The organism is Bartonella sp. AR 15-3 (assembly GCF_002022445.1).
GTDB lineage: Bacteria > Pseudomonadota > Alphaproteobacteria > Rhizobiales > Rhizobiaceae > Bartonella.
In genome coordinates this window covers 1,010,710-1,033,756 of the sequence record NZ_MUYE01000001.1, presented here as the reverse complement: position 1 = coordinate 1,033,756, position 23,047 = coordinate 1,010,710, and the positions used below count along the sequence as shown (strand labels likewise).

19 protein-coding genes and 3 pseudogenes are annotated in these 23,047 nt (G+C 35.7%); 16 read left to right on the top strand and 6 right to left on the bottom strand.

Annotated elements, in window-relative coordinates; translation table 11 throughout:
• The first annotated feature begins 80 nt into the window (after positions 1–80).
• The 7 genes and pseudogenes from BAR153v2_RS04620 to BAR153v2_RS07680 all read left to right on the top strand — a co-directional run.
• On the top strand, positions 81–836 hold the full coding sequence (locus BAR153v2_RS04620; protein ID WP_078680516.1) for an energy transducer TonB: 756 nt from the start codon (positions 81–83) through the stop codon (positions 834–836).
• Positions 837–1,521: 685 nt separating this feature from the next.
• Entirely contained in the window at positions 1,522–2,160 is a 639-nt protein-coding gene (locus BAR153v2_RS04615; protein ID WP_078680515.1) for a ribonuclease HII, read from the top strand.
• A complete protein-coding gene (locus BAR153v2_RS04610; RefSeq protein WP_078680514.1) occupies positions 2,160–3,122 on the top strand; it encodes an L-threonylcarbamoyladenylate synthase in 963 nt (320 codons plus the stop codon). The genes BAR153v2_RS04615 and BAR153v2_RS04610 overlap by 1 nt, the downstream gene beginning before the upstream one ends.
• 2 nt (positions 3,123–3,124) lie before the next feature.
• Complete coding sequence (locus BAR153v2_RS04605) at positions 3,125–4,534, top strand: FAD-binding oxidoreductase (protein ID WP_078680513.1); 1,410 nt, start codon at positions 3,125–3,127, stop codon at positions 4,532–4,534.
• 151 nt (positions 4,535–4,685) lie between these two features.
• Positions 4,686–5,216, top strand: coding sequence for a DUF6101 family protein (locus tag BAR153v2_RS04600; protein ID WP_078680512.1), 531 nt, complete (start codon positions 4,686–4,688; stop codon positions 5,214–5,216).
• A gap of 257 nt (positions 5,217–5,473) precedes the next feature.
• Complete coding sequence (locus tag BAR153v2_RS04595; protein ID WP_078680511.1) at positions 5,474–5,656, top strand: hypothetical protein; 183 nt, start codon at positions 5,474–5,476, stop codon at positions 5,654–5,656.
• Positions 5,657–5,695: 39 nt separating this feature from the next.
• Positions 5,696–5,896 (top strand): annotated as a pseudogene (locus tag BAR153v2_RS07680) (YcxB family protein); the annotation flags it as partial.
• Between the two features lie 4 nt (positions 5,897–5,900).
• Here the strand turns inward: BAR153v2_RS07680 and purD are convergent.
• On the bottom strand, positions 5,901–7,175 hold the full coding sequence (purD, locus tag BAR153v2_RS04590) for a phosphoribosylamine--glycine ligase (protein ID WP_078680510.1): 1,275 nt from the start codon (positions 7,173–7,175) through the stop codon (positions 5,901–5,903).
• A gap of 90 nt (positions 7,176–7,265) precedes the next feature.
• Here purD and ubiA point away from each other — a divergent pair, with 90 nt between their 5' ends.
• Positions 7,266–8,273, top strand: coding sequence for a 4-hydroxybenzoate octaprenyltransferase (gene ubiA / locus BAR153v2_RS04585; RefSeq protein ID WP_078680509.1), 1,008 nt, complete (start codon positions 7,266–7,268; stop codon positions 8,271–8,273).
• A gap of 91 nt (positions 8,274–8,364) precedes the next feature.
• On the opposite strand, the gene pdxH is transcribed toward ubiA, so the two are convergent.
• Positions 8,365–8,988 (bottom strand): pyridoxamine 5'-phosphate oxidase, encoded by a 624-nt coding sequence (gene pdxH, locus BAR153v2_RS04580; protein WP_078680508.1) that lies wholly within the window; start codon positions 8,986–8,988, stop codon positions 8,365–8,367.
• 309 nt (positions 8,989–9,297) lie between these two features.
• Here pdxH and BAR153v2_RS04575 point away from each other — a divergent pair, with 309 nt between their 5' ends.
• From BAR153v2_RS04575 to BAR153v2_RS04540, 7 genes and pseudogenes are all read left to right on the top strand, one after another.
• On the top strand, positions 9,298–10,188 hold the full coding sequence (locus tag BAR153v2_RS04575; protein ID WP_078680507.1) for a DnaJ C-terminal domain-containing protein: 891 nt from the start codon (positions 9,298–9,300) through the stop codon (positions 10,186–10,188).
• 131 nt (positions 10,189–10,319) lie between these two features.
• Positions 10,320–11,138, top strand: coding sequence for an enoyl-ACP reductase FabI (fabI, locus tag BAR153v2_RS04570; RefSeq protein ID WP_078680506.1), 819 nt, complete (start codon positions 10,320–10,322; stop codon positions 11,136–11,138).
• A gap of 1,056 nt (positions 11,139–12,194) precedes the next feature.
• Positions 12,195–13,307, top strand: coding sequence for a 3,4-dihydroxy-2-butanone-4-phosphate synthase (gene ribB, locus BAR153v2_RS04560; protein WP_078680505.1), 1,113 nt, complete (start codon positions 12,195–12,197; stop codon positions 13,305–13,307).
• Positions 13,308–13,314: 7 nt separating this feature from the next.
• Positions 13,315–13,569, top strand: a complete 255-nt coding sequence (locus BAR153v2_RS04555; RefSeq protein ID WP_078680504.1) for an exodeoxyribonuclease VII small subunit — start codon at positions 13,315–13,317, stop codon at positions 13,567–13,569.
• A 437-nt stretch (positions 13,570–14,006) separates the two neighbouring features.
• Complete coding sequence (dxs, locus tag BAR153v2_RS04550) at positions 14,007–15,929, top strand: 1-deoxy-D-xylulose-5-phosphate synthase (RefSeq protein ID WP_078680503.1); 1,923 nt, start codon at positions 14,007–14,009, stop codon at positions 15,927–15,929.
• Positions 15,930–15,931: 2 nt separating this feature from the next.
• Positions 15,932–16,672 (top strand): annotated as a pseudogene (locus BAR153v2_RS04545) (TlyA family RNA methyltransferase).
• Positions 16,665–17,918 carry a class I SAM-dependent RNA methyltransferase gene (locus tag BAR153v2_RS04540; RefSeq protein WP_078680502.1) on the top strand — a complete coding sequence of 418 codons (1,254 nt, stop codon included), beginning with the start codon at positions 16,665–16,667 and terminating at the stop codon, positions 17,916–17,918. Before BAR153v2_RS04545 ends, BAR153v2_RS04540 begins: the two are co-directional and overlap by 8 nt.
• A 67-nt stretch (positions 17,919–17,985) precedes the next feature.
• Here BAR153v2_RS04540 and tldD read toward each other — a convergent pair whose 3' ends face one another.
• On the bottom strand, positions 17,986–19,404 hold the full coding sequence (gene tldD / locus BAR153v2_RS04535; RefSeq protein WP_078680501.1) for a metalloprotease TldD: 1,419 nt from the start codon (positions 19,402–19,404) through the stop codon (positions 17,986–17,988).
• A 112-nt stretch (positions 19,405–19,516) separates the two neighbouring features.
• Positions 19,517–20,049: pseudogene (locus BAR153v2_RS04530) on the bottom strand (invasion associated locus B family protein).
• A gap of 407 nt (positions 20,050–20,456) precedes the next feature.
• Here BAR153v2_RS04530 and cyoE point away from each other — a divergent pair.
• Positions 20,457–21,377: a heme o synthase gene (cyoE, locus tag BAR153v2_RS04525; protein ID WP_078680500.1), complete on the top strand. Its 921-nt coding sequence runs from the start codon at positions 20,457–20,459 to the stop codon at positions 21,375–21,377.
• A 527-nt stretch (positions 21,378–21,904) separates the two neighbouring features.
• Here cyoE and BAR153v2_RS04520 read toward each other — a convergent pair.
• Positions 21,905–22,477, bottom strand: a complete 573-nt coding sequence (locus BAR153v2_RS04520) for a NifU family protein (protein WP_078680499.1) — start codon at positions 22,475–22,477, stop codon at positions 21,905–21,907.
• Between the two features lie 57 nt (positions 22,478–22,534).
• Entirely contained in the window at positions 22,535–23,026 is a 492-nt protein-coding gene (locus BAR153v2_RS04515) for a universal stress protein (RefSeq protein WP_078680498.1), read from the bottom strand.
• Positions 23,027–23,047 lie beyond the last annotated feature (21 nt).

The following is a 23,047-nucleotide window of genomic DNA, read 5'->3' as shown; positions in this document are numbered from 1 at the left end:
TATTAAACATGATAAAAATCGTCAAGAAAAAAGTTGTGCTTTAAAGACGAGTTGTTTTAATAAAATTAAGCACCGATTATATGGTGATAGATGAAATGATGAAGGGTGCAAGTATTTGGCGAATATCAGCTCTTTGGATAGGTGCTTTTGGATGTGCTCTTGCTTTACATGTTGGAGTAGGAGCACTATTTTATTCTAAGAGTATTCATGTAAATGGGTTTGTATTCTCTCCGATGGCTATGTTAACTGTTGTACCAGAAATTATGCACCTTGCTGTTAATCCAGATTCAGAAATATTAGAGTTTAATGTTTTTAAGGAAGAAGAAATATTAAAACCAAAACTTAGTGCAGTTCGACCAGAGAATTCTCTATCAAAAGAGCATCAGATTACGAAAGAGCTTCAGTCTACCGTAAAAAAAGATGATTTTACAGTGCTGAAACCTTTGGAGAGATCTTCTTCGTCAAAGATAAATCGTAAAGTTTCTATAAAAAAGCGCTCATCAATACTGAATATTACAGAGAAGAAAATTAATGGAAAAAAAGCACATTCATTTGCTGTAAGGAGGGATAGTAATACAATGGTACGTGATAGTGCGTTATCAGCACATTGGTTAGCAAAGTTACAAAAACAGTTAGAAAAACAAAAAAGTTACATTGTAGGACAGCGTATTAGTAGCGTACAGGGAGTCGTGCAGTTGGAATTTAAGGTGCGTGAACAAGGAGATATTTTTGCCAACCGTGTTATATTTTCTTCTGGTAGTCGGGAACTTGATTGGTTGGCTATGACAGCACTTAAACGTATTGATATGTTTCCCCCCCACCACGTGAAATGGTGAACAAAACTATAAGAGTATCTTTGGTTTTTAATTAAAGGAAGTAAAATTACTATACAAAATCATATCTTATATCGTATTTACGTTTTTCAGGGGGATAATATTATTGAGACTTGTGGTGTTCATGGTCGTATCGAGAATGGGATTAACTGATTTTATGATAGTCCCTGTTAGATTTATAGAGATAAAAAAGTTTATAACACTATCAATATTTCTGATTACATATCTACGTTACTAAAAATATTTACGTCTATAAAAAAGACGCAGTTATGACTATATGGGGATTTATGGAAGAGAAGGTTATTGAAAACGCTTAACTCGCTTTGCGAGATTTACGAAACTGAGATTACTTTGAATATGTCTTCGAAGAAAAAGTGTATATTACCTAATAAAAACTAATTAGCTTATAATTTTTGTTAAGATTGAAGGGCTAACTGAAATTTATATGCATATTCTTTCTAGATACTCAATGGGAAGAGATAGAGAAGGTCAGTAAAAAGGAAGGGAGTAATTACTTTAAGAGTAAAACTATTTTATTGGACAAAGAAAATAAGCAATGCGTTTACATAAAAATTAAGGTAAGTTATTGAACTGTTATGCTAAATGGTAATATGATTATAAGGTTTGCAGAAAATGGGTAGTGATGCAAAAATGGATGCATGTTTTTTCGTATTCGTGATTTTCAGATATGTTTAATGTACCGTTTCAGCCAAATTTTTCATATGAATTGGATTTGCAAAAAAAAGGTTTCTTTTATGTAGCAGGTGTTGATGAAGTTGGACGTGGGCCTTTAGCTGGGCCTGTAGTGACAGCAGCAGTTGTATTAGATAAAAGCCGTATTCCTGAAGGCTTGAATGATTCAAAAAAGCTCTCTAGACAACAACGTAATAGACTTTATTATGAAATTTTGCAAAATGCATTAGCGATTTCAGTTGCTAGTCTTTGTGCTCGGACAATTGATAAGTCTGATATTAGAAAAGCGACTTTAGAAGCAATGCGACGTTGTGTTACAGGGCTTGCCATTTCAGCGCATTACGCGTTGATCGATGGGCGTGATATTCCTTCTAATTTGCCCTGCCCTGCAATTGCTTTGATTAAAGGTGATCAGTCTTCGGTTTCAATTGCGGCGGCATCTATTATAGCTAAAGTGATCCGTGATAGGATGATGCAGTATGCTGGACGGGTTTATCAAAATTATGATTTAGAGAAGCATGTGGGTTATGGAACGGTAGCACATCGTGCAGCTATTGATAAGTATGGACCTATTGTAAGATTACATCGTTATAGTTTTTCTCCTCTTAAAGAACGCTATAAGGATAATATTTAATGGCAATTTTACCATTTAATAGTGCTGCAATAAACCAAGCAGTTACGATTCTTCAACAGGGACAATTAGTAGCTTTGCCGACAGAAACTGTTTATGGATTAGCTGGTGATGCGACAAATGGAAAAGCTGTCGCATCTATTTTTTCTACAAAGGGGCGTCCATTCTTTAATCCCCTTATTGTTCATGTAAGTGACATAGTTATGGCAGAGTGTTATGTGAAAATTGATTTTCTTTCACGTCGGTTAATGGAGGCATTTTGGCCAGGTCCTTTAACCGTGGTTCTACCGTTAAAGGCTCATCATAATATTCATCCTTTGACAACTGCTGGTCTTAATACATTGGCTGTTCGTTTCCCCAAAGGAGGCTTTGCAGAAGTTATTCGGCATTTTGGCCGTCCTTTAGCTGCACCTAGTGCTAATCAATCAGGAAAATTGAGTCCTACTTCAGCTATATCTGTATTTAAATCTTTAGGGACATTAGTGCCTTTAATTATTGATGGTGGAGCTTCAAAAATAGGGCTTGAATCAACGATTATTAAGATTTGTGATGAAAATGTTTATTTATTACGTCCGGGAGGATTAGCTATTGAAGAAATTGCAAAAGTGGCAAAGAAGCCTGTAAAACGTTTGGACCAGCAAGCTGCAATTGAAGCTCCGGGGATGTTAAAGTCACATTATGCACCTAATACTTCTATGCGTTTAAATGTAAAAAAGGTGGAAAGCGGCGAAGCATTGTTAGCATTTGGACCTAAACGTGTTGAGGGTGTTGAAAATGCTGTTGCTGTTCTAAATCTTAGTGAAAGTGGTCGATTAGAAGAAGCTGCTTTCCATTTATTCCAGTATATGCAGCAATTGGATTTACCTAAAGTGAAGTGCATTGCAGTGGAGCCTATCCCATTTTATGGATTGGGGGAAGCTATTAATGATCGTTTAATACGTGCTGCAGCTGCAAAAGGAAAATAAAAATGGAGCAAGGTTTGATTGAGTCTTTTAGAAGCATTGTCGGTTCTGAGTATGCTATAACAGATCAAGCATTGATTACACCTTATTTATTTGAAAACCGCCGACTTTTTCATGGAAAAACACCATTACTTTTACGACCATCTTCTACAAAAGAAGTATCACTGATTATGCAATTGGCTAGTCAAACATGTACGCCGATTGTTCCTCAAGGAGGAAATACTGGTCTTGTAGGTGCTCAGCTGCCAGATGATAGCGGGCACAGTGTTATTTTATCTATGGAACGTTTAAACAGGATTCGATCATTGGATCTTAAGGGTAATTTTGCTGTAGTGGAGGCTGGAGTCGTTCTACAAACATTACAAAAAAAAGCCGATGAAATAAATCGTTTTTTTCCTCTTTCTTTGGCTTCTGAAGAATCTTGTCAGATAGGAGGAAATCTATCTTCTAATGCCGGAGGAACGGGGGTCTTAGCTTATGGTAATATGCGTGATCTTTGTCTTGGTCTAGAAGTCGTTTTACCTGATGGACGTGTTTTGGATGATTTGCGATTTGTTAAGAAAGATAATAGCGGTTATAATCTGAAAGATCTTTTTATTGGTGCTGAAGGGACTTTAGGGGTTATTACTGCAGCAGTTTTAAAGCTTTTTCCAAAACCAAAAGGGAAAGAAGTTGCTCTTGTAGGCTTAGATAGTTCAGCGAAAGTTGTAGAGCTTTTGTCTCTTGCTCAATGCTACGGGGGGACGTTATTGACTGGTTTTGAGCTTATGGGGAAACTAAGTTTCCAAATGGCTTTAAATTATGAGATGTGTACCCAATCTCCTTTTGATCATGAGCATGAATGGTATGTTTTGATTAATATGTCATCATCACGGAATGACAATGATGCGTTATCAGCATTGCATGTTGTTTTAGAAATGGCTTTTAAAAGTTCTATTATTGATGATGCAGTTATTGCACAATCATTAAAACAGCAAGATTTTTTTTGGCAATTGCGTGAAAGTATATCATCTGCACAGAAATTAGCAGGAGGATCTATTAAACATGATATTGCTGTACCTATTGCTTTCATTCCTGATTTTATTGCTGAGGCTGCTCTTATTATTGAAGAAATTATACCAGGTGCACGAGTAGTTTGTTTCGGACATGTGGGTGATGGGAATCTTCATTATAATATAACGCAACCAATTGGCGCGGATACTGCAGCATTTTTAAAATTATGGCCGAAAATAAGCCATCGTATTCATTGTTTAGCAATGCAATATCAGGGAACATTTTCTGCTGAACATGGAATTGGTCAGCTTAAACGAGAAGAACTACGTACTTTTAAATCTCCTGTTTCATTAGAAATTATGCAAGAGATTAAGAAAGTATTTGACCCTTTAGGAATTATGAATCCTGGAAAAATATTATAATTCCAGAAGAATAAATATTTTTTGGCATTTTTATTTAGAATTTAATAACCAAAAAGAAACTAAGTTTTTTTTATATAATTTTGTTAATAATCCAATGAAGAAAATCTGCTAGATTGCCTGGGTTATTGAAAAAAAATTGGGAACAGTGTACATGGCTAATCAATGCTTTAATCAGGCAAAGGCGGTGCTTGAGTTTCGACTAGATCCGTGCCATTTGCCACAAATAACGACATATTTTGTATCAAAAACGGGTAATCAAATAGTTTGTTCGTTAAATAAGTGTGGTGTTTTTTTTAAATTTGGGGCTTCTTCAGGTCTGCCACATTTGATCCCAGCTCACCATTTTAGGGGAATTGCAGCGCGTATAGTAGACACTCTCTCAGGTGAGAAGGCCATAACATTAGAGTTATTCCACGTAGATGAGGAGATTTGTATTCCACTTTTAGTTTCTAGAAAATTAAATAATATTTTTCTGGATTGGCGATTGTGGACGCAGATTTACAATCTGCCTATGCTTATGATTGATGAATATAACAGTATTATTAAGGTTCAAGATCGTTCTGTTATGCATCAATTTTTTCATATAGTATCACCTAATTCTGTACAGAAACGTTTTTTACTTCGTGGTCATAATTCATTAGGTTTACGTTTGAGGATTGACAATCAAACTGTGTTGCAGTGAGATATGTGTTAATTTTTGTATGCTGTGCAGTCATGTATATTTACTTCATTTGTGTTTTGACTTTTTATTTAATGATAATTAGATTCCTATCTAATAAAAATAGAAAAGAATTTTATGTATTTGAGACATTCAGAAAAAATGAAAATGCGTGTGCTTGTTTTGAGCTTGGTCAAGAGAATGCAATAGAAGCGCAAAAAGCACATTGTCGTCATCATATCAGAAGATTGAAGACGTTTTTATATTTATGAGTATTGTGGTTGATTTGTGTCGTTGTTGATTGTGGTTTTCTCATTATGATTGAGGGGAAAAATTGGACGCATTATTGGGGAAAGTCTTTTATCAAAACGCTTGATGCTACAATTATTTGTGTTATTTGGGCATTGAATTATTATGTTTTAGTAAATCATAAAGCATCTCGTTTAGTAAAAAATAATCAATAAGTAAGCCTTAAACGAATATAACAATGAGATGATCATGCTTTTGCGATTCGAAATTCTTATACACAGGGTACTTATCCTTTTTGTCTGTTTTATGATTGGCGTGAGCGTCCAAATTTTATAGCACTTTATATTTCAGAAGAAAAATTCAACATTCTTCCTAAAGCTATGATGATTAAAGAGCAGTTAGCCGATTTACGTACTATTCTATCACGTGAAATTACGAGTCCTAAAAAACTTTAAAAATCTAGTTTTCTCGCATAATAGCACGCCATCCAATATCACGGCGTACAAAACCCTGTGGCCAATCAATATAGTCGACCGCTTCGTAAGCGCGTTTTTGAGCGAGTTTTATGGTTTTGCCTATTGCTGTTATATTTAAAACACGTCCACTATTCGCAATTAATTCCCCATTACATAAGGCCGTGCCGGCTTGAAAAATTTTTACATTAGGAAGAGAATCTGCTTTATCAATATTGCGAATCACACTACCTTTTTGAGGAGAAAAAGGATAACCATTAGCGGCCATAACAACTGTTAAAGCGGTTTCTTCAGACCATCGAAGATTTTTCTTTTTAAGATTTCCTTGAGCAGCTGTAAGAAAAAGTGGAAGAATATCATCTTTTAGACGCATCATTAAAACTTGGCATTCAGGATCACCAAATCGCACATTAAATTCAATTAATTGGGGACCTGTTTGTGTTATCATCAATCCAACGAAGAGAATACCCCTAAAAGATATATCCATTTCAGCTAGACCGCGTAAAGCTGGTGTAACAATTTCTTGAAGAGTACGGTTAACCATTTTTTCGGTCATTATAGGAGCCGGTGAATAAGCACCCATACCACCTGTATTGACACCCGTATCACCATCACCAACACGTTTATGATCTTGTGCAGAGCCAAAGGGGATAGCTACTTTACCATCACAAAGGCAGAAAAAACTTGTTTCTTCTCCTTCTAGATAAGCTTCAACAACTACTTTTTTTCCTGCATCGCCAAATGTACCTTCAAAACAGGCATCAATTGCATCAAATGCTTCTTCCATTGTTCTAGCAACTACAACGCCTTTACCGGCAGCTAAGCCATCAGCTTTAATAACAATAGGAATACCTTGTCGATGAATATAAGATTTAGCTTTCAAAGCATTATCAAAGCGTTGATAAGGAGCTGTAGGAATGTTATTTCTGTAACACAAATCTTTTGTAAAACCTTTTGAGCCTTCTAGCTGAGCAGCTTTTTGATTCGGTCCGAATACACAGATATGAGCTGCATTAAGAGCATCTGTTATACCCGCTATTAATGGAGCTTCTGGACCAACAACTACGAGATCAATGGCATTTTTTTTACAAAAATCAATGACACTATAATGATCATCAATGTCCAAATTAATATTTGTGCCAAATTCCATTGTTGCAGGATTTCCAGGAGCACAATATAATTTCGTTAGTAATGGAGATGCTGCTATTTTCCATGCTAAAGCATGTTCTCGTCCGCCTGAACCTATAAGAAGAACGTTCATTGCTTGCTCCTATCATAGAAGATGGTTAAATTAATTATTTGTCATAAGAATGAAATATTTCCATTGCAAGTTTAAAGGTAAAATCATTTAATGAAAAAAAGTAAAGATATTTTGCATATTCAGTCCTATGAGAAGCAGGGACGAGTTATGGATGCAGCTCCAAAACAGTGGGTTTATGATTTTCTTCCTTGTTCTTTATGGTTATATGCTCAATTAGCCCGATGGGATAGGCCTATTGGATGGAAATTATTGATGTGGCCCTGTTTTTGGTCAACAACTATGGCTATTTTTTCTTATGAGATATCACAATTATCTATTTTGTCGATTGTTATTAATTGGATTTGGTATCTTTTTTTATTCTTTGTAGGCTCTATAGCTATGCGGGGTGCAGGTTGTACATGGAATGACCTTGTTGATCAAGAAATTGATTCTCAAATAGAGCGAACACGTTCTCGTCCATTGCCTACGGGGCAAGTGAGTCGGTTTCAGGCAAAAATTTTCATATTAATACAATGTATTATAGGCTTAGGTGTTTTATTGCAATTTAATGTATTTACTTTTTTTTTAGGTCTTTCATCATTGGTTGCAGTTGCATTTTACCCTTTTATGAAACGTATAACAAATTGGCCTCAATTTTTTTTAGGTGTTGCGTTTAATTGGGGAGCGTTAATGGGATGGGCTGCTGTGCATGGCAGTTTAAGTTGGGCACCAATAGCACTTTATATAGGCTCAATTTTATGGACGATAGGCTATGATACAATTTACGCTCATCAAGATAAAGATGATGATGTAATTGTTGGTGTTGGCTCTACGGCACTTCTCTTTGGTAAAAAAACTAAATATGCATTGGTACTTTTATATGGTGGTTTTGTAATTTTAACCAGCTTGGCATTTTATCTGGCGCACGTCCCTATTCTGAGTTTTTTAGGGATTTTAATTGCAGCTATCCATATGTTTATACAAATTAAAGTTATCGATATCGACAACAGTTTGCAATGTTTACAGCTTTTCAAGTCTAATTCGTTTGTTGGTTTTTTGATCTTCGCTGGTTTGGTGTGTGGAGGAATTTCAACAATATTATATTCGATAATTTTGTGATATTTATGGTAATATGAAATAATCTATAATGTTATTAAACAGAAATTTGTTGTAATATAAACAGAAGTGTATTGCTTTAAGAGCTTGAGAATTAGGGGTAAAGTTTTTGCTTCTTCCAGTTATTTTGTTTAATTGAGGCTCGTGTAAAGAGTAAGCGATCATGTAAACGGAATGGACGATCACACCAGAATTCAATAGATAAAGGATTTACACAGAATCCAGACCAGTGAGGTGGGCGTGGGATTTTTTTTGCAGCATATTGTGCAGTATATTTAGCAATTGCTTTTTCAAGGGTAAAGCGGTTGTCTAATATTTGAGATTGTTTAGACGCCCATGCACCAATTTGGCTTTCACGTGAACGTGATTGAAAATATGCATCTGCTTCTTGAGTGTTGACTTTCTCAACGATTCCTCTGATTCTAACTTGACGATGGAGTGATTTCCAATGAAAGCTTAAGGATGCTTTCATTGATGCTAAAATTTCTTGTCCTTTGCAACTTTCATAGTTTGTATAGAAGATAAATCCTTTAGAACTAAAATCTTTGAGAAGAACCATACGAACATTAGGTAAGCCTGTTGCATCTACTGTTGCTAAAGCCATAGCATTTGGATCATTGATTTCGCTTGTCGTTGCTTCTTTAAGCCAACGTGTAAAAAGTACAAAGGGTTCTTGCATTAGCGCAAAATTATCGTCTGTTTGTGTTGTGTTGTTCATAATGGATTTGTACCAATTAGCTCGAATGGCAGGTTGTCTGAATTCGTTTTTTCTATTAGCTGACAATGACAAAAGGCTGTTCTTTTTTATTTTTTAAAATTAATTTATCATAATTTTTCAACGATGTTAGTTTTAGTGCAGATTACAATACATTATATTGGATATAAAATATTTATTCCATATGGTATTTTCATTTATTTATAAACATATAGATAAAATAGAAATTACTTTAGTTAAATTGATGCAAGAATAAAGTTATAAAAATATACCGGTTAATATTAAAAATGACAAAGCTGGAAAGAGGACAATATGCGCGATCCTTATACGGTTCTAGGTGTGGCACGTACTGCAAGACCGCAAGAGATTAAATCTGCATTCAGAAAACTAGCAAAAAAATATCATCCAGATCATAATATGGGTGATGTGAAGGCTAAAGAAAAGTTTGCTGAAGTGAATCAGGCCTATGAAATTATAGGAGACAAAGATAAAAAGATACAATTTGATCGCGGTGAAATTGATGCAGAAGGAAAACCACTTCATCAAGCTTATGGTGCTAGAGGACATTTTAAAGATGGACATAATCCTTTTTCAGGAAGTACAAGGGGATTTGATTTTAGTTCTTCAGGTGGTGTAGGTTTTGATGCAAGTGATATTTTTCGTGATTTATTTGGAAGAGGAAGAAATTTTTCAAATTCTACACAACATAATCAGCCCCAACAAGGAGCTCATATTCGTACCAGTCTTTCCGTAACCTTGGAACAGATGGTGAGTGCAGAAAAGGTAGAAACAATTTTTCCTAATGGAAAAAGATTAAAAATTAAGCTCCCAATTTATGTTGAGGATGGACAAACTATCCGTTTAAAAGGTCAGGGAGAAAAAGTACCGTATGGACAATCAGGAGATGCGTTGGTAACGGTTTATATTCAAAAACATCCTCATTTACGAATTGAAGGAAGGGCACTTCATCTTGATTTGCCAATTCCTCTTAAGCATGCTGTGTTGGGAGCAAAAGAGGAAATTCAGACATTAGAAGGACGTGTTATTGTAACAATTCCTCCATGGTCAAGTTCTGATCGTGTTTTACGGTTAAAAGGGAAAGGGCTTCATTTTAAAAATGGAGAAAGAGATGACCTTTTTGTGCATATTCGTATAATGTTACCGCAAAAAGATCCCGCATTAGAACAGTTTTTTCAAAAATAAAAGATTAAGATTTTTTGTAGTACAAAATTATAGTTTTAAGTTGATTTTAAACCAACTGCTTGAAGAAAAAGTTTACCTGTGCCATAGGCAAATGGATAATGTTAATTTTTAGTTGCAATGAGGCAATGCTAATGGCTAATAGTAGTAATTTATTATGCGGTAAGCGTGGTCTAATTTTAGGGTTGGCCAATAATCGATCTATCGCTTGGGGGATAGCTAAGGCAGCAAGTGCTGCAGGGGCAGAGCTTGCTTTTACCTATCAAGGTGAAGCATTGAAGAAGCGCGTTGAGCCTTTGGCTGAAGAAGTGAGAGGAATTGTTTGCGGTCATTGTGATGTGTCTGATAGTAAATCTATTGACGCAGTTTTTGATGAAATAGAGCAAAGATGGGGCAAGCTTGATTTTTTAGTTCATGCTATTGGTTTTTCTGACAAAGATGAATTAAGCGGTCGTTATATTGATGTCAGCGAATCAAATTTTATGATGACAATGAATATTTCTGTTTATTCTTTGACAGCTCTTACACAGCGTGCAGAACAATTGATGTTAGATGGTGGTTCAATTTTAACACTGACTTATTATGGTGCTGAAAAAGTTGTTCCTAACTATAATGTGATGGGGGTTGCTAAGGCTGCTCTTGAGGCTAGCGTAAAATATTTAGCTGTAGATTTGGGGCCGAAGAATATTCGTGTTAATGCTTTGTCGGCAGGGCCTATAAAAACGTTGGCTGCTTCTGGTATTGGTGACTTTCGTTATATTCTTAAATGGAATGAGTATAATGCTCCTTTACGTCGTACAGTGACAATAGAAGAGGTTGGTGATTCTGCGCTATACTTTCTTTCTGATTTATCTCGTTCTGTTACGGGAGAGGTGCATCATGTAGATTCAGGGTATCATATTATAGGTATGAAAGCTGTTGATGCACCGGATATTTCCGTTATTAAAGAGTAGGGAGGAAAGCCCACTTTATCAGCGGCGATTTGACTAAAGTTGAAGTGGTTCAATAATAGTATTAGGTGAGATAGTTCTCTTTGCCGCTCAATGTACAATGGTTATATGTATTTTGTACTCTGTGGTTGGGTGTATTTTAAGAATGAAACTGTTTCCATGTCCCATATACATTAGGGTCATTTGTTATCATGTGATAACATGCTATGAGAGTTATAGAGTTACGTTAAGTGTATTATTGATAGTTGTTTCCAGGAATTATTTTCACTCTTAAAGGAATTCAAGCATATCTTGATAACAGTGATCAGGGCAATCAAAATATAGAGCACAACGTTGAGAATTAAGCCAGATAGAGCTTCTTCTTTCGGGAGTTATAACTCAGGTTGATGTTACAAACTTGGTAATAAGAGGAACATCAGTTACAATTTTCTCTAAGATACAGCTAGCAATCAAAGGATTATAATATAGAATTCTTTATTATTGAGTGGGCGTGCTTCAACACATGAAACAGTCGAGCATGTTGCAGCACACATATTTGTACGTAAAATTATTCTTGATTTGATTATTGGGGGAGCTGTGATAGTGGTTGTCCCCCATCATATTAATTGTGGTCGATGGAATTGGTCAAAGGTCTATAATAATCCTTTTTTACACTTGCTGCTTATGGAGCAAGTGTTTTTATTGATTATATGGATAAATTACTTAAAGGTGGATTGTTTGTTGATACTGTTATTGAGATTATTACAGAAAATGTTTCATATGGTTAGGAATACCTAATTTGTGCAAGACTGCAGCAGGATATTGTATTGTTTTGAATGTTAATTAATGCAGTTTTAATGGTGCTGAAATTGGTGATGGTGAGGTATTTTGCAGTTAAGCTCATTCATCGATTTTAACTTTCCGTTGTTCAATTGATGTTGATGGTAAAAATGTGGATGTTATCACAAACGAGTGCTATGATTCGGGTTGTTTCTGTTGGTGAAGCAATGATTCCTTTTGCTATTGCTGATCATTAGCTGAGGTATTGCGGTCAAATCAGTTGTATAGGAAGGAAAAGCAATGATTTATAATCAGAAAAAAGTTGTTTCTGCTATTCAAGCTTTTGAACGCGGTGAAATTGTTGTGGTTATGGATGATGATGATCGCGAAAATGAAGGCGATTTAATCGTTGCTGCTATTCATTGTACAGAAAAAAAAATGGCATTTATTATGCGTTATACATCCGGTATTGTTTGTGCGCCCTTATCGAAGGAGAAAGCACGACGATTAAATTTAGCTCCTATGGTATCAGATAATGATTCAATGCACTGTACCAAGTTTACTGTTACTGTTGATTTTAAATATGGAATAACAACAGGAATTTCAGCACACGATCGTACATTAGCAGTTCGTAATCTTGCTAATCCAAATGCTAATGCTAATGATTTTATGCGTCCGGGACATATTTTCCCTTTAATTGCACATGAAGGTGGTGTTCTGATGCGGTCAGGACATACTGAGGCTGCAGTTGATTTATGTAAATTAGCTGGTTTACCGCCAGTTGGTGTGATTGGCGAATTAGTCAATGATGATGGGAGTGTTAAACATGGAGATGAGGTTATAAAGTTTGCACAGGATCATCAGTTGCATACAATAACAGTTGCAGATCTTATTGCTTATCGTCAGCGTAAAGAGACGCTGATAAAACATGTCGGAGAAATGCAAATTGAAACATTTGTAGGGCCGGCTGTAGTTCAAAGTTATCAACTGCCTTGGGAGACGGTCCAGCATGTTGCGATTGTTTTTGGTGATATCCGTGATGGTGAGGATATTCCGGTACGTTTGCATCGTGAAAACATTTTAAATGATGTTTTTGGTCAAGCATCAAATATTGAAGTTATTATGCGTCGTATGGTAGAAGAAGAAAAACGCGGTGTGTTTGTTTATCTGCGAGGAGGGTTTGTTGGTATTGATTGTCAATCAGCTATTGATAATCAGGAAATAACGAAAAGAGATTTAGAAAATCATATGCAGGCGATTGAACGTGAAAAAGAGTGGCGCCAAATTGGTTTAGGAGCACAAATTTTGAGACATTTAGGGATCAGTTCTGTTATTGTCTATGCTTCTAAAGAACGTCATTATGTTGGTTTAGAGGGTTTTGGAATTCGCATATCTAGAACAGATATCTTATGAGGATTATATGAAGCAAGATGCAAAAAAAGAAGATATTGCTACGTTGAGTTTTGAGGATGCACTTAAACAACTTGAAGCGATTGTTGAAAATTTAGAACGTGGAGATGTTCCTTTGGAACAGTCGATTGATATTTACGAACGTGGTGAAGCTCTTAAAAATCATTGCGATAGGTTACTAAAAGTAGCTGAAGCTAAAGTTGAAAAAATTCAACTTTCAGATGAGGGGAAACCCGAAGGTGTAAAACCACTAGATCCTGAATGATATAAATGATTTTTTTATTTTATTGGGTACAAGAAGTACAAAAAACTCATATGAAATAAACTTATTAATCTCATTTTTTAATATAAGCGAGTCAAAAGTATGCATATGAACGGTCAAAACATATGCTTATAATTATGTCCATATAATTACCACACACTATATTTAGCAATATTTTCTTTTTCTTGATAATAAGTGATTGATAAAAATATTATTATGCAGGGTATAGATTGTTGCGATAGGAGCTATCTACACTTCATTGAATATTCGCATACATCATGATATCTAAATCATTATTTTTTTTATATTCTGTCCATACAGGGCCATTTTTATAAAGAACCAGCAATTGCAACACTTGTTAAGGCTTGGATTCTAAAAAAGTATAGAAAGAATAAGATAACATAATTGATTGCTCTATATAATAATATAAGGAGTTCTTTTTGTCTCGCCCATTAACGCCACTGCTTGATCTGATTCATTTACCGCAAGATTTGCGAGTGTTACCGGAGTCTGATTTGCCACAGTTGGCTCATGAATTACGCGCCGAGACAATTAATGCAGTTTCTGTAACAGGCGGTCATCTTGGGGCAGGGCTCGGTGTTGTTGAACTCACTATTGCACTACATTATGTTTTTAATACACCTGATGATAGGATTATTTGGGATGTTGGTCATCAAACCTATCCTCATAAAATTTTAACTGGTCGCAGAGATAGAATTCGCACATTACGTCAAGAGGGTGGTCTATCAGGTTTTACAAAACGTTCAGAAAGTGTGTATGATCCATTTGGCGCAGGCCATTCTTCCACTTCTATTTCAGCGGGTCTTGGTATGGCAATAGTTAGTGCATTGGAAGCTGAAGAAAGACGCAACATTATTTCTGTGATTGGTGATGGCGCTATATCTGCAGGTATGGCTTATGAAGCGATGAATAATGCTGGTGCTTTGGATGCGCGTTTGATTGTTATCCTTAATGATAATGATATGTCTATTGCATCTCCTACGGGTGCTATGAGCGCTCATCTTGCACGATTGGTTTCACGTCCATCTTACCGCAATTTGCGTGAACGAATAAAGATTTTAAGCAAAAAGTTACCAAAATTCTTTTTGGAGAAAGCACGTTATTCAGAAGAATTTGCACGTAGTTTTTTTGTTGGAGGGACCTTGTTTGATGAGCTTGGCTTTTATTATGTTGGACCGATAGATGGTCATAATTTTGGGCATTTGTTACCTGTTCTGAAAAATGTTCGCGAATGTCCTAATGGTCCTGTTTTAGTGCATGTGGTAACGCATAAAGGGAAAGGATATCCACCTGCAGAAGCGTCATCTGATAAATATCATGGTGTTAATCGTTTTGATGTCATTACCGGTAAACAAGTTAAAGCACAAAGTAACTCTCTTTCTTATACTAAAGTGTTCTCTCAAGCTTTAATAGAAGAGGCTCAACATGATAATAAAATTATTGGTATCACGGCAGCAATGCCAAATGGAACAGGGCTTGACTTTTTTTCTGAAAAATTTCCCAAAAGGATGTTTGACGTTGGTATTGCTGAACAGCACGCTGTAACTTTTGCTGCAGGTATTGCATGTGAAGGGTATAAACCCTTTGTTGCGATTTATTCTACCTTTTTACAGCGTGCTTATGATCAGATTATCCATGATGTATCGCTTCAAAAATTACCGGTGCGTTTTGCTATTGATAGAGCAGGCTTTGTTGGAGCAGATGGTGCAACGCATGCGGGGAGTTTTGATATTGTTTTTTTGACAACTCTCCCTGATTTTGTGGTTATGGCACCTTCTGATGAGCTTGAACTTATGCATATGGTGCGTACGGCGGCAGCTTATGATCAGGGACCTATTTCTTTTCGTTATCCACGTGGTGAGGGTATTGGTATGGATTTGCCGCAGCGTGGTGAAGTGCTTGAAATTGGCAAAGGGCGTGTTTTATGTGAAGGAAGTAAGATCGCTCTAGTTTGTTTTGGGACACGATTGTCGGAGGTATTGATTGCAGCTGATGAATTAGTGGCAGAAGGATTATCTACGACGGTTGCAGATGCGAGATTTGCGAAGCCTTTGGATAAGGATTTGATGCGTCGGTTAGCACGGGAGCATGAAGTCTTAGTGACAATTGAAGAAGGAGCGGTAGGTGGATTTGGAGCGCACTTACTACAGTTTTTGGCGCAAGAAGGACTCTTAGAGCATGGCCTAAAAGTCCGTACCTTGAAGTTCCCTGATGAATATTTAAATCATGGTTCGCTAAATAAAGTTTTCTCACAGATTGGGCTTGATGCAACAGGTATTATTAACACTGTTTTTAGTGCTTTAGGACGTAAGCTTCGACCTATATTGCAAAAACGAGTATAAATATGACAGTCACAAAAAGACTGGATGTTTTTTTAGTTGAATTTTTTTGCAATTCATTCACGGGCACGTGATGCAATTGCACGAAAAACAGTTAAAGTTGATGGAAAAATCGTTTTTAAAGCTGGAGAAATGGTTTCTGATGGTGCAACAATTACAGTTTTGCTCCTGCCGCAAAGTTATGTATCTCGGCCAGCATTAAAGCTTATTTATGCACTTGATATGTTTCCAGTGATGACAAATAAAGTTACTGCAATTGATGTTGGCGCATCGACAGGTGGTTTTACGCAAGTTCTTTTAGAACGAGGAGTTGCTCATATGATTGCTCTTGATGTTGGTCACAATCAATTTGATGCTCGTTTATCTGCTAACAGTGCAGTAACCTTATTAGAGGGCCTGAATGTTAGGGATTTGAAACAGGAACATTTAAGTGGTCGTGAGATTGATCTTATTGTATGAGATGTCAGTTTTATTTCTCTTAACTTGCATTACCATCTGTTTTGTCTTTAACAAAAAAGAGCGCCCAAGCAGTTTTATTGGTAAAACCTCAATTTGAAGTCGGTCGAGCGAGTATTGGTAAGGGAGGAATATTGAAAGATCCATTAATCGCAAAAAGAACCGCTGAAGATCTTTTTGATTGGCCGAATATTCAGATAGGATGGACGGCAAAAGGTTTGCTTCCTGCACCTATCACAGGTGGTGACGGTAATATAGAATATTTGTTATTCGGAGAAAAAAGTGAGTAATGATGTTATAATTGATCATATTGGCGTGAACGGCTATGGTATTGCCAAAACAGCATATGGTTTAATTTCTGTGCCTTTTACTTTGCCTGGAGAGGTAGTTAATATTGCTCTTCATGGAAAATACGGTACGCCTATTACTCTTAAAAAAAAATCATCAGAGCGTGTTGATGCTGTTTGTCAACATTTTGAGACATGTGGGGGGTGCATGCTTCAACATTGGCATTTGAATGCTTATCACTTTTGGAAGCGACAATTGGTTGTTGATGCGTTTAAAAGATATGGTCTTGATGCTGTTATTTCTCCATTAATTGAATGTAGAAATCATACCCGTCGACGAGTTACTTTAACAGCGTCTGTGACTCAAGAAAGCTGTATTATTGGTTTTAACCGCTATCAATCTCATGATATTATAGCTATTAAAGAATGTCCAGTTACTCGTTCAGAGATTTTGTCTAAACTTGATGATATTAGGGCTATATGCGCTCTTTTAAAAAATAATGCTAAGCGATTTCATGTGACAGTGACAGTTGTTGAAAATGGTTTTGATGTTGCTTTAAGTGGTTGTGTTGTACAAAATGAGTTTGTTCGTCAAAAAATGATACGTGTAGCTCTTTCATGTGGAATTACACGTTTATCTGTTCAAGGTGAAGTCTTAATTGAACAAGAAAAGCCGGTGATTTACTTTGGAGATATTTGTGTTGAATTTCCTATTGGTGGTTTTCTTCAAGCGACTTTTGAAGCGGAAACTATTATGGGTGATATTGTTTTAACTCATTTAAAAAAAGCAAAAAATGCTGCTGATTTATTTGCAGGAGTAGGAACTTTTACTTTACGTATGGCGAAAAAGATGAATGTTCGTGCAATAGAAAATGATGGAAGAGCATTAGCCAATCTGGATCAAGCTGCGCGTATTGCTACTGGTTTAAAAACAGTAGTTTGTGAAAAACGTGACTTATTTCGTCGTCCACTTTCTGCAAAGGAGCTTGAATGTTTTGATAGTGTTGTTTTTGATCCACCACGTTCTGGTGCAGAGGAGCAGGTAAATGAGTTAGCAAAGACAACGGTAGCACGTGTGGTAGCTATATCATGCAATCCTATTACATTAGCTCGTGATTTATCTCTTCTTGTTGCTGGTGGTTATACAATAGAAAAAGTTGTACCAATTGACCAATTTTTATGGTCGCCTCATATTGAAGTTGTTGCAACTTTAAGCAAACGAAAAACGAAGAAAAGTTGGAAGCTTTAGCTAAACAATAAAAAGACTCTTTTAAATAAGACTAGGAAATTTCCAGATTAAGTTTATCCAATTCATTCTACGAAACTGCTGTTCCACCAATTGTCATATTATTAATTCGCAAATGAGGTTGCCCGACGCCAACAGGAACGTTTTGTCCTGCTTTTCCGCATATTCCTACGCCATTATCAAGTGTGCTATCATTACCAATCATTGTAATGCGTTTCATAGCATCTGGTCCATTACCAATAAGGGTTGCACCTCTGATTGGAGCTATGATTTTACCATTTTCTACCCGATAAGCTTCGGTACATTCAAATACAAATTTTCCAGAGGTAATATCGACTTGTCCGCCACCAAACGAAACAGCATAAATACCGTTTCTTAATGAGGATAAAATTTCTTCGGGTGTCTTATCTCCACCCAACATTATTGTATTGGTCATTCGCGGTATTGGTGCATGTGCATAGGATGCACGACGTCCATTACCAGTTGGTTTCATTCCCATAAGCCGAGCATTTAGTCTATCTTGCATATAATTAACGAGTTTTCCATCTTCAATCAAAATATTACAATTTGATGGCGTTCCTTCATCATCGACTGTAAGTGAACCACGACGTTCGGGGATTGTACCATCATCAACGATGGTAACACCTTGTGCGGCAACCTGTTGGCCTAAAAGCCCAGAAAAAGCAGATATTTTTTTACGGTTGAAATCTCCTTCCAAACCATGTCCAACAGCTTCATGAAGCATAACACCAGGCCATCCATTACCTAATACAACATCAAATGTTCCTGCTGGTGCTTCTTCTGCTTCTAGATTGACTAAGGCTATTCGTAAAGCTTCATCAGCAGCTTTTTTCCAGTTTTCTTCACAAATAAATTGGTTAAATGTTTGTCGTCCACCACAACCATAGGAACCATTTTCGCGTCGATTACCATTAGCAGCGACCACGGATATAGAGAGCCGTACAAGAGGACGAATGTCACGAACAAGATGTCCATCAGCTCGTAAAATTTCAACATGTTGTAGTGAACCGGAAAGAGTAACAGTTACTTGATGCAATTTGTCATTTTTCTTACGTAAATATGCATCAATTTTTTGCAAAAGCGCACTTTTTTTTTCAAATGAAGGAGAGACAAGAGGATTTTTTGATTTATAAAGACTTTTATTTCTTGATTTAGGAGCTGCACTATAAGGTCCTGCATGATTATTATAGGTTGCAGTTTTAGCTGTTTCACTCGCACGTTTGAGTGCGGCAGCAGATAGTTCACTAGAGTGGGCATATCCAGTGGTTTCTCCAGCAACAACACGTAAACCAAATCCTATATCTTGGTGAAATGAACCATTTTTAAGCCGTCCATTATCAAATAGAAGAACTTCACTTTCTGTATGTTCAAGATAAAGCTCGCCATCATCAGCTTTATGAAGAGCTTCTTGTACAAGTGATTGTACTTTTGATGCAGAAATATCAAAATGGTCAATCAGCGATTTCATAGTGATTATCCTATTTTGTTAGTACTCAAAATTTATCCATTGCATTTGTAAAGTTAAAAGCGAAAACTATTTGATTTGATATGCTATATCAATCAATAGTAGTGAATATTTATTATGACAAAGTCGCATAGGCATCTCTAAGACCATTAAGATCAACTAGACCTCCGATTCCTTGTTCAGGAGTTGTAAAGATAATATAGGTTGCTACTTTACCTTCTAAAAAGTGTTTTATTACATCTTCTTTAAGAAGTGCTTCAGCAACACAATTATTACCTAGACAACGACGATATTCCATTTTTCCTACATTTTCATTATCAATTTTAATTCTAATTCCAGATTGCAATTCAACTCGGATCGGAACAAAAACACGCATCAAAACTCCTTGGTTTTGAGGTAATTTGTAAAATGTTACACGAAAGGTAATATCACGACGCTTTTGTGTACGAACATCTTGTACAATTTCACATTGTACGTTAGGTGTGCCCGGTGGCAAAGAACAAATTTTGGTCCATGCACCATAAGTTTGCGGGCAGGAACACTCTGTGTATTGGGCGTTTGTGCAATAACGTGATTGGCAAAGACATTGCAAAATGCGTAAATAAGAATGCTAAAAAAGTTTTTTTTGAGAAATTGATAAAGTGTCATAAAAAGCCCTACTCGAATCGTTATCATGTTATTGTGTATAGTTTTTCATGAAAAGTGAAATTTTTATTTTTTTGCAAAATAATTACAAAGTTAGAGTTTTTCCGAAGATATGGGGTCGTAATATATAGAACAAAAATAAAAATTTAAAAAGCATAGTAAAAGAATAGTATTTGATGAAAACATAATCTCTTAGTGTTTGCTATACGATATTTGGTAGAGTGTTTCTGGAGTACATTTCTTGAATACACTTAAAAAGTGTGCTCTTATTATAATTATTTCTAATTTACATTAGGTATGTATAAAATTAAATGTATTGTACATTTTTTAAAAACTGTAACGCTAATTGGTTATTCTTATATTTTAGACAATATTTTTTTTGGTGATATAGATAAAGGTTCTTTGACGGAATGTCTGCTTCAAAAGAATTACTGGTTAAAAATGGTAAAATAGGCTCGATAGCAGCTATTATTTGTAATTATATTACATTAATGAAACCACGAGTTATGTTGCTTGTTATATTTACAGCTCTGGTTGGATTAATGTTATCGCCTGTTACTATGAGTCCATTGTATGTTTTTTTAGCTATTTTGTCTATAGCTTTAGGTGGTGGTGGTGCGGGAACACTTAATATGTGGTATGAATCTGATATTGATGCGGTGATGAAACGTACCCAAAAGCGTCCTATTCCAACTGGTAAAATCAGCCGTAGGAAAGCGTTTATTTTTGGTTTAGCTCTTTCTATCTTTTCAGTTTTGGTTATGGGAATTTTCATTAATTGGTTTACGGCGTTTTTTCTTGCTTTTACAATTTTCTTTTATGTTGTTATTTACACAATTTGGTTAAAGCGTATAACATCTCAGAATATTGTGATTGGTGGTGCAGCGGGAGCTTTTCCACCAATGATTGGATGGGCAGCTGCAACAGGTACAGTAAGTCTTGAGAGTTTTCTTTTATTTTTAATCATTTTTATGTGGACACCACCACATTTTTGGTCTCTTTCTCTATTTTCATCTTTTGATTATGATGTAGCGGGTATTCCTATGATGCCTAATATGCGAGGAGAGCAATCCACGAAAAACCAAATTTTAATTTATACTATTATTATGGCAATATGCGCTATTGGACCTTGTATTATAGGTTTTGCAGGTATTATCTATGGTATTTTTTCAACAATTTTAAGCGCTGTTTTTGTTTATCTTTCTTATTGTTTATGGAAAACTAAAGAATATGATGAGACAACTGTTATGGCTAAAAAAGTATTTTTCTTTTCGTTATTTTATTTATCTGCTATATTCGGGACTCTTTTAGTTGAATCCTTTATTGGGTGATTTATCATTCTGTAGTGTTTTTAATTTATCAAAAAGTTATACATTAATAGAATTTATAATTGCATATCATGGATATGGCATTTTTTAGAGATATATAAAGTTTCTAAAAATAATAGATTTTATTGATAGGCAGATATTTAACATTACATCTTCTGAAAGTTCAGAAATGTTAAGAGCTTTTGTTTTTGTACTTGAAACTGCAAAAAAGGGTATTTTAAAATCGTTATGAATAGATTTCATATAACACTCTTAGATTGATTATCTGTTTAACCATGAACAATATCTTCCTGGTATCGAAAGAGTGTAAAATAAATACTGTAAGGTCATATGATAACGCGTTCCTTTATATATAAGGCTTAAAATCACAGGCAGTAAATGAGTGAAGCAATATTACACTTTATGAAATATTGGTACCCTATATTATTTTATAATCTTTCTCATAGAGTGCAATATTTGTGATATAGGATACATTAAATCATATTATAAAAATTTTCCCTTTAATTATAAAGTTTTTAGTGAACGCTCTTTCATAGGTCAGTATTTTGCGGCATAGCTTCAACACCTAATACCTCAGGAATAAAATGCCGTAAAAGATTCTCAATACCATGTTTAAGGGTTGCTGTTGAAGAAGGACATCCAGCACAAGCACCTCGCATATTGAGATAAACAATCCCATTTGCAAAGCCGCAGAAGGTGATATCACCACCATCATTCGCTACAGCTGGACGTACACGTGTTTCAAGCAATTCTTTGATGACAACAACAATATCAGTATCTTTTTCATCAAAAAATTCTTTATCAGATATATGGACTTCTGTGGTGATAACAGGATCATTGGAAAGAAAATGTTCCATAATTGTACCTAAAATTGCTGGTTTGAGATGTTTCCACTCTCCATCATTCTTAGTTATAGTAATGAAATCATATCCCAAAAAAACGCTTTTTATATTTGGAATATTAAACAATTTTGCAGCAAGAGGAGAATTTTTAGCAGCTTCTTCACGATTGTGAAATTCTAGGACGCCTTGAGAAAGAACAATACGGCCTGGTAAAAATTTAAGTGTTGTAGGGTTCGGCGTGTTTTCGGTTTGAATAAACATACATTATTCTTTCATTACTTACAGTTGCAAAAGAGAATTCATATAGAAGTATTGTTTCTAGGCAACAACTTCAATTTCTTCCTCAGGGAGATCACTTGGGATAATAGTAACGGGGATAGGAAAAGTACTTCCGCGATGCGCAATGGATTGGATAAGCGGTCCTGGTCGTTCTGTATGACAACTTGCAGCTAAAACAATGAGGGCGATATCCTGATCTTCATTAATTAGTTTGAAAATTTCATTAATTTTTTCTCCTTCACGCATAATTGTTTCTGCTTCAAGAGCTTGAGTAGCGCGTACATCATCAGCTATTTTTTCTAGAATTACATAGGCGTGTGCTGTTGATTCCATCCGCATAACTTTGTCGACGCCCAGAAAATGCTGAAATCTTGAGTTGTCAATAACAGAGAGCAAAATTAAAGAACCATTCGTGTTTTTGGCATGCTGCGCAGCAAAAATGACAGCACGCCGACATTCAGGTGTTTCATCAATGATGACCAAAATTTTTCGTTTATGATTTATTTCTTGACTTTTTCGCTTAGAGAGCATGTCATTTTATTTCTAATTTTT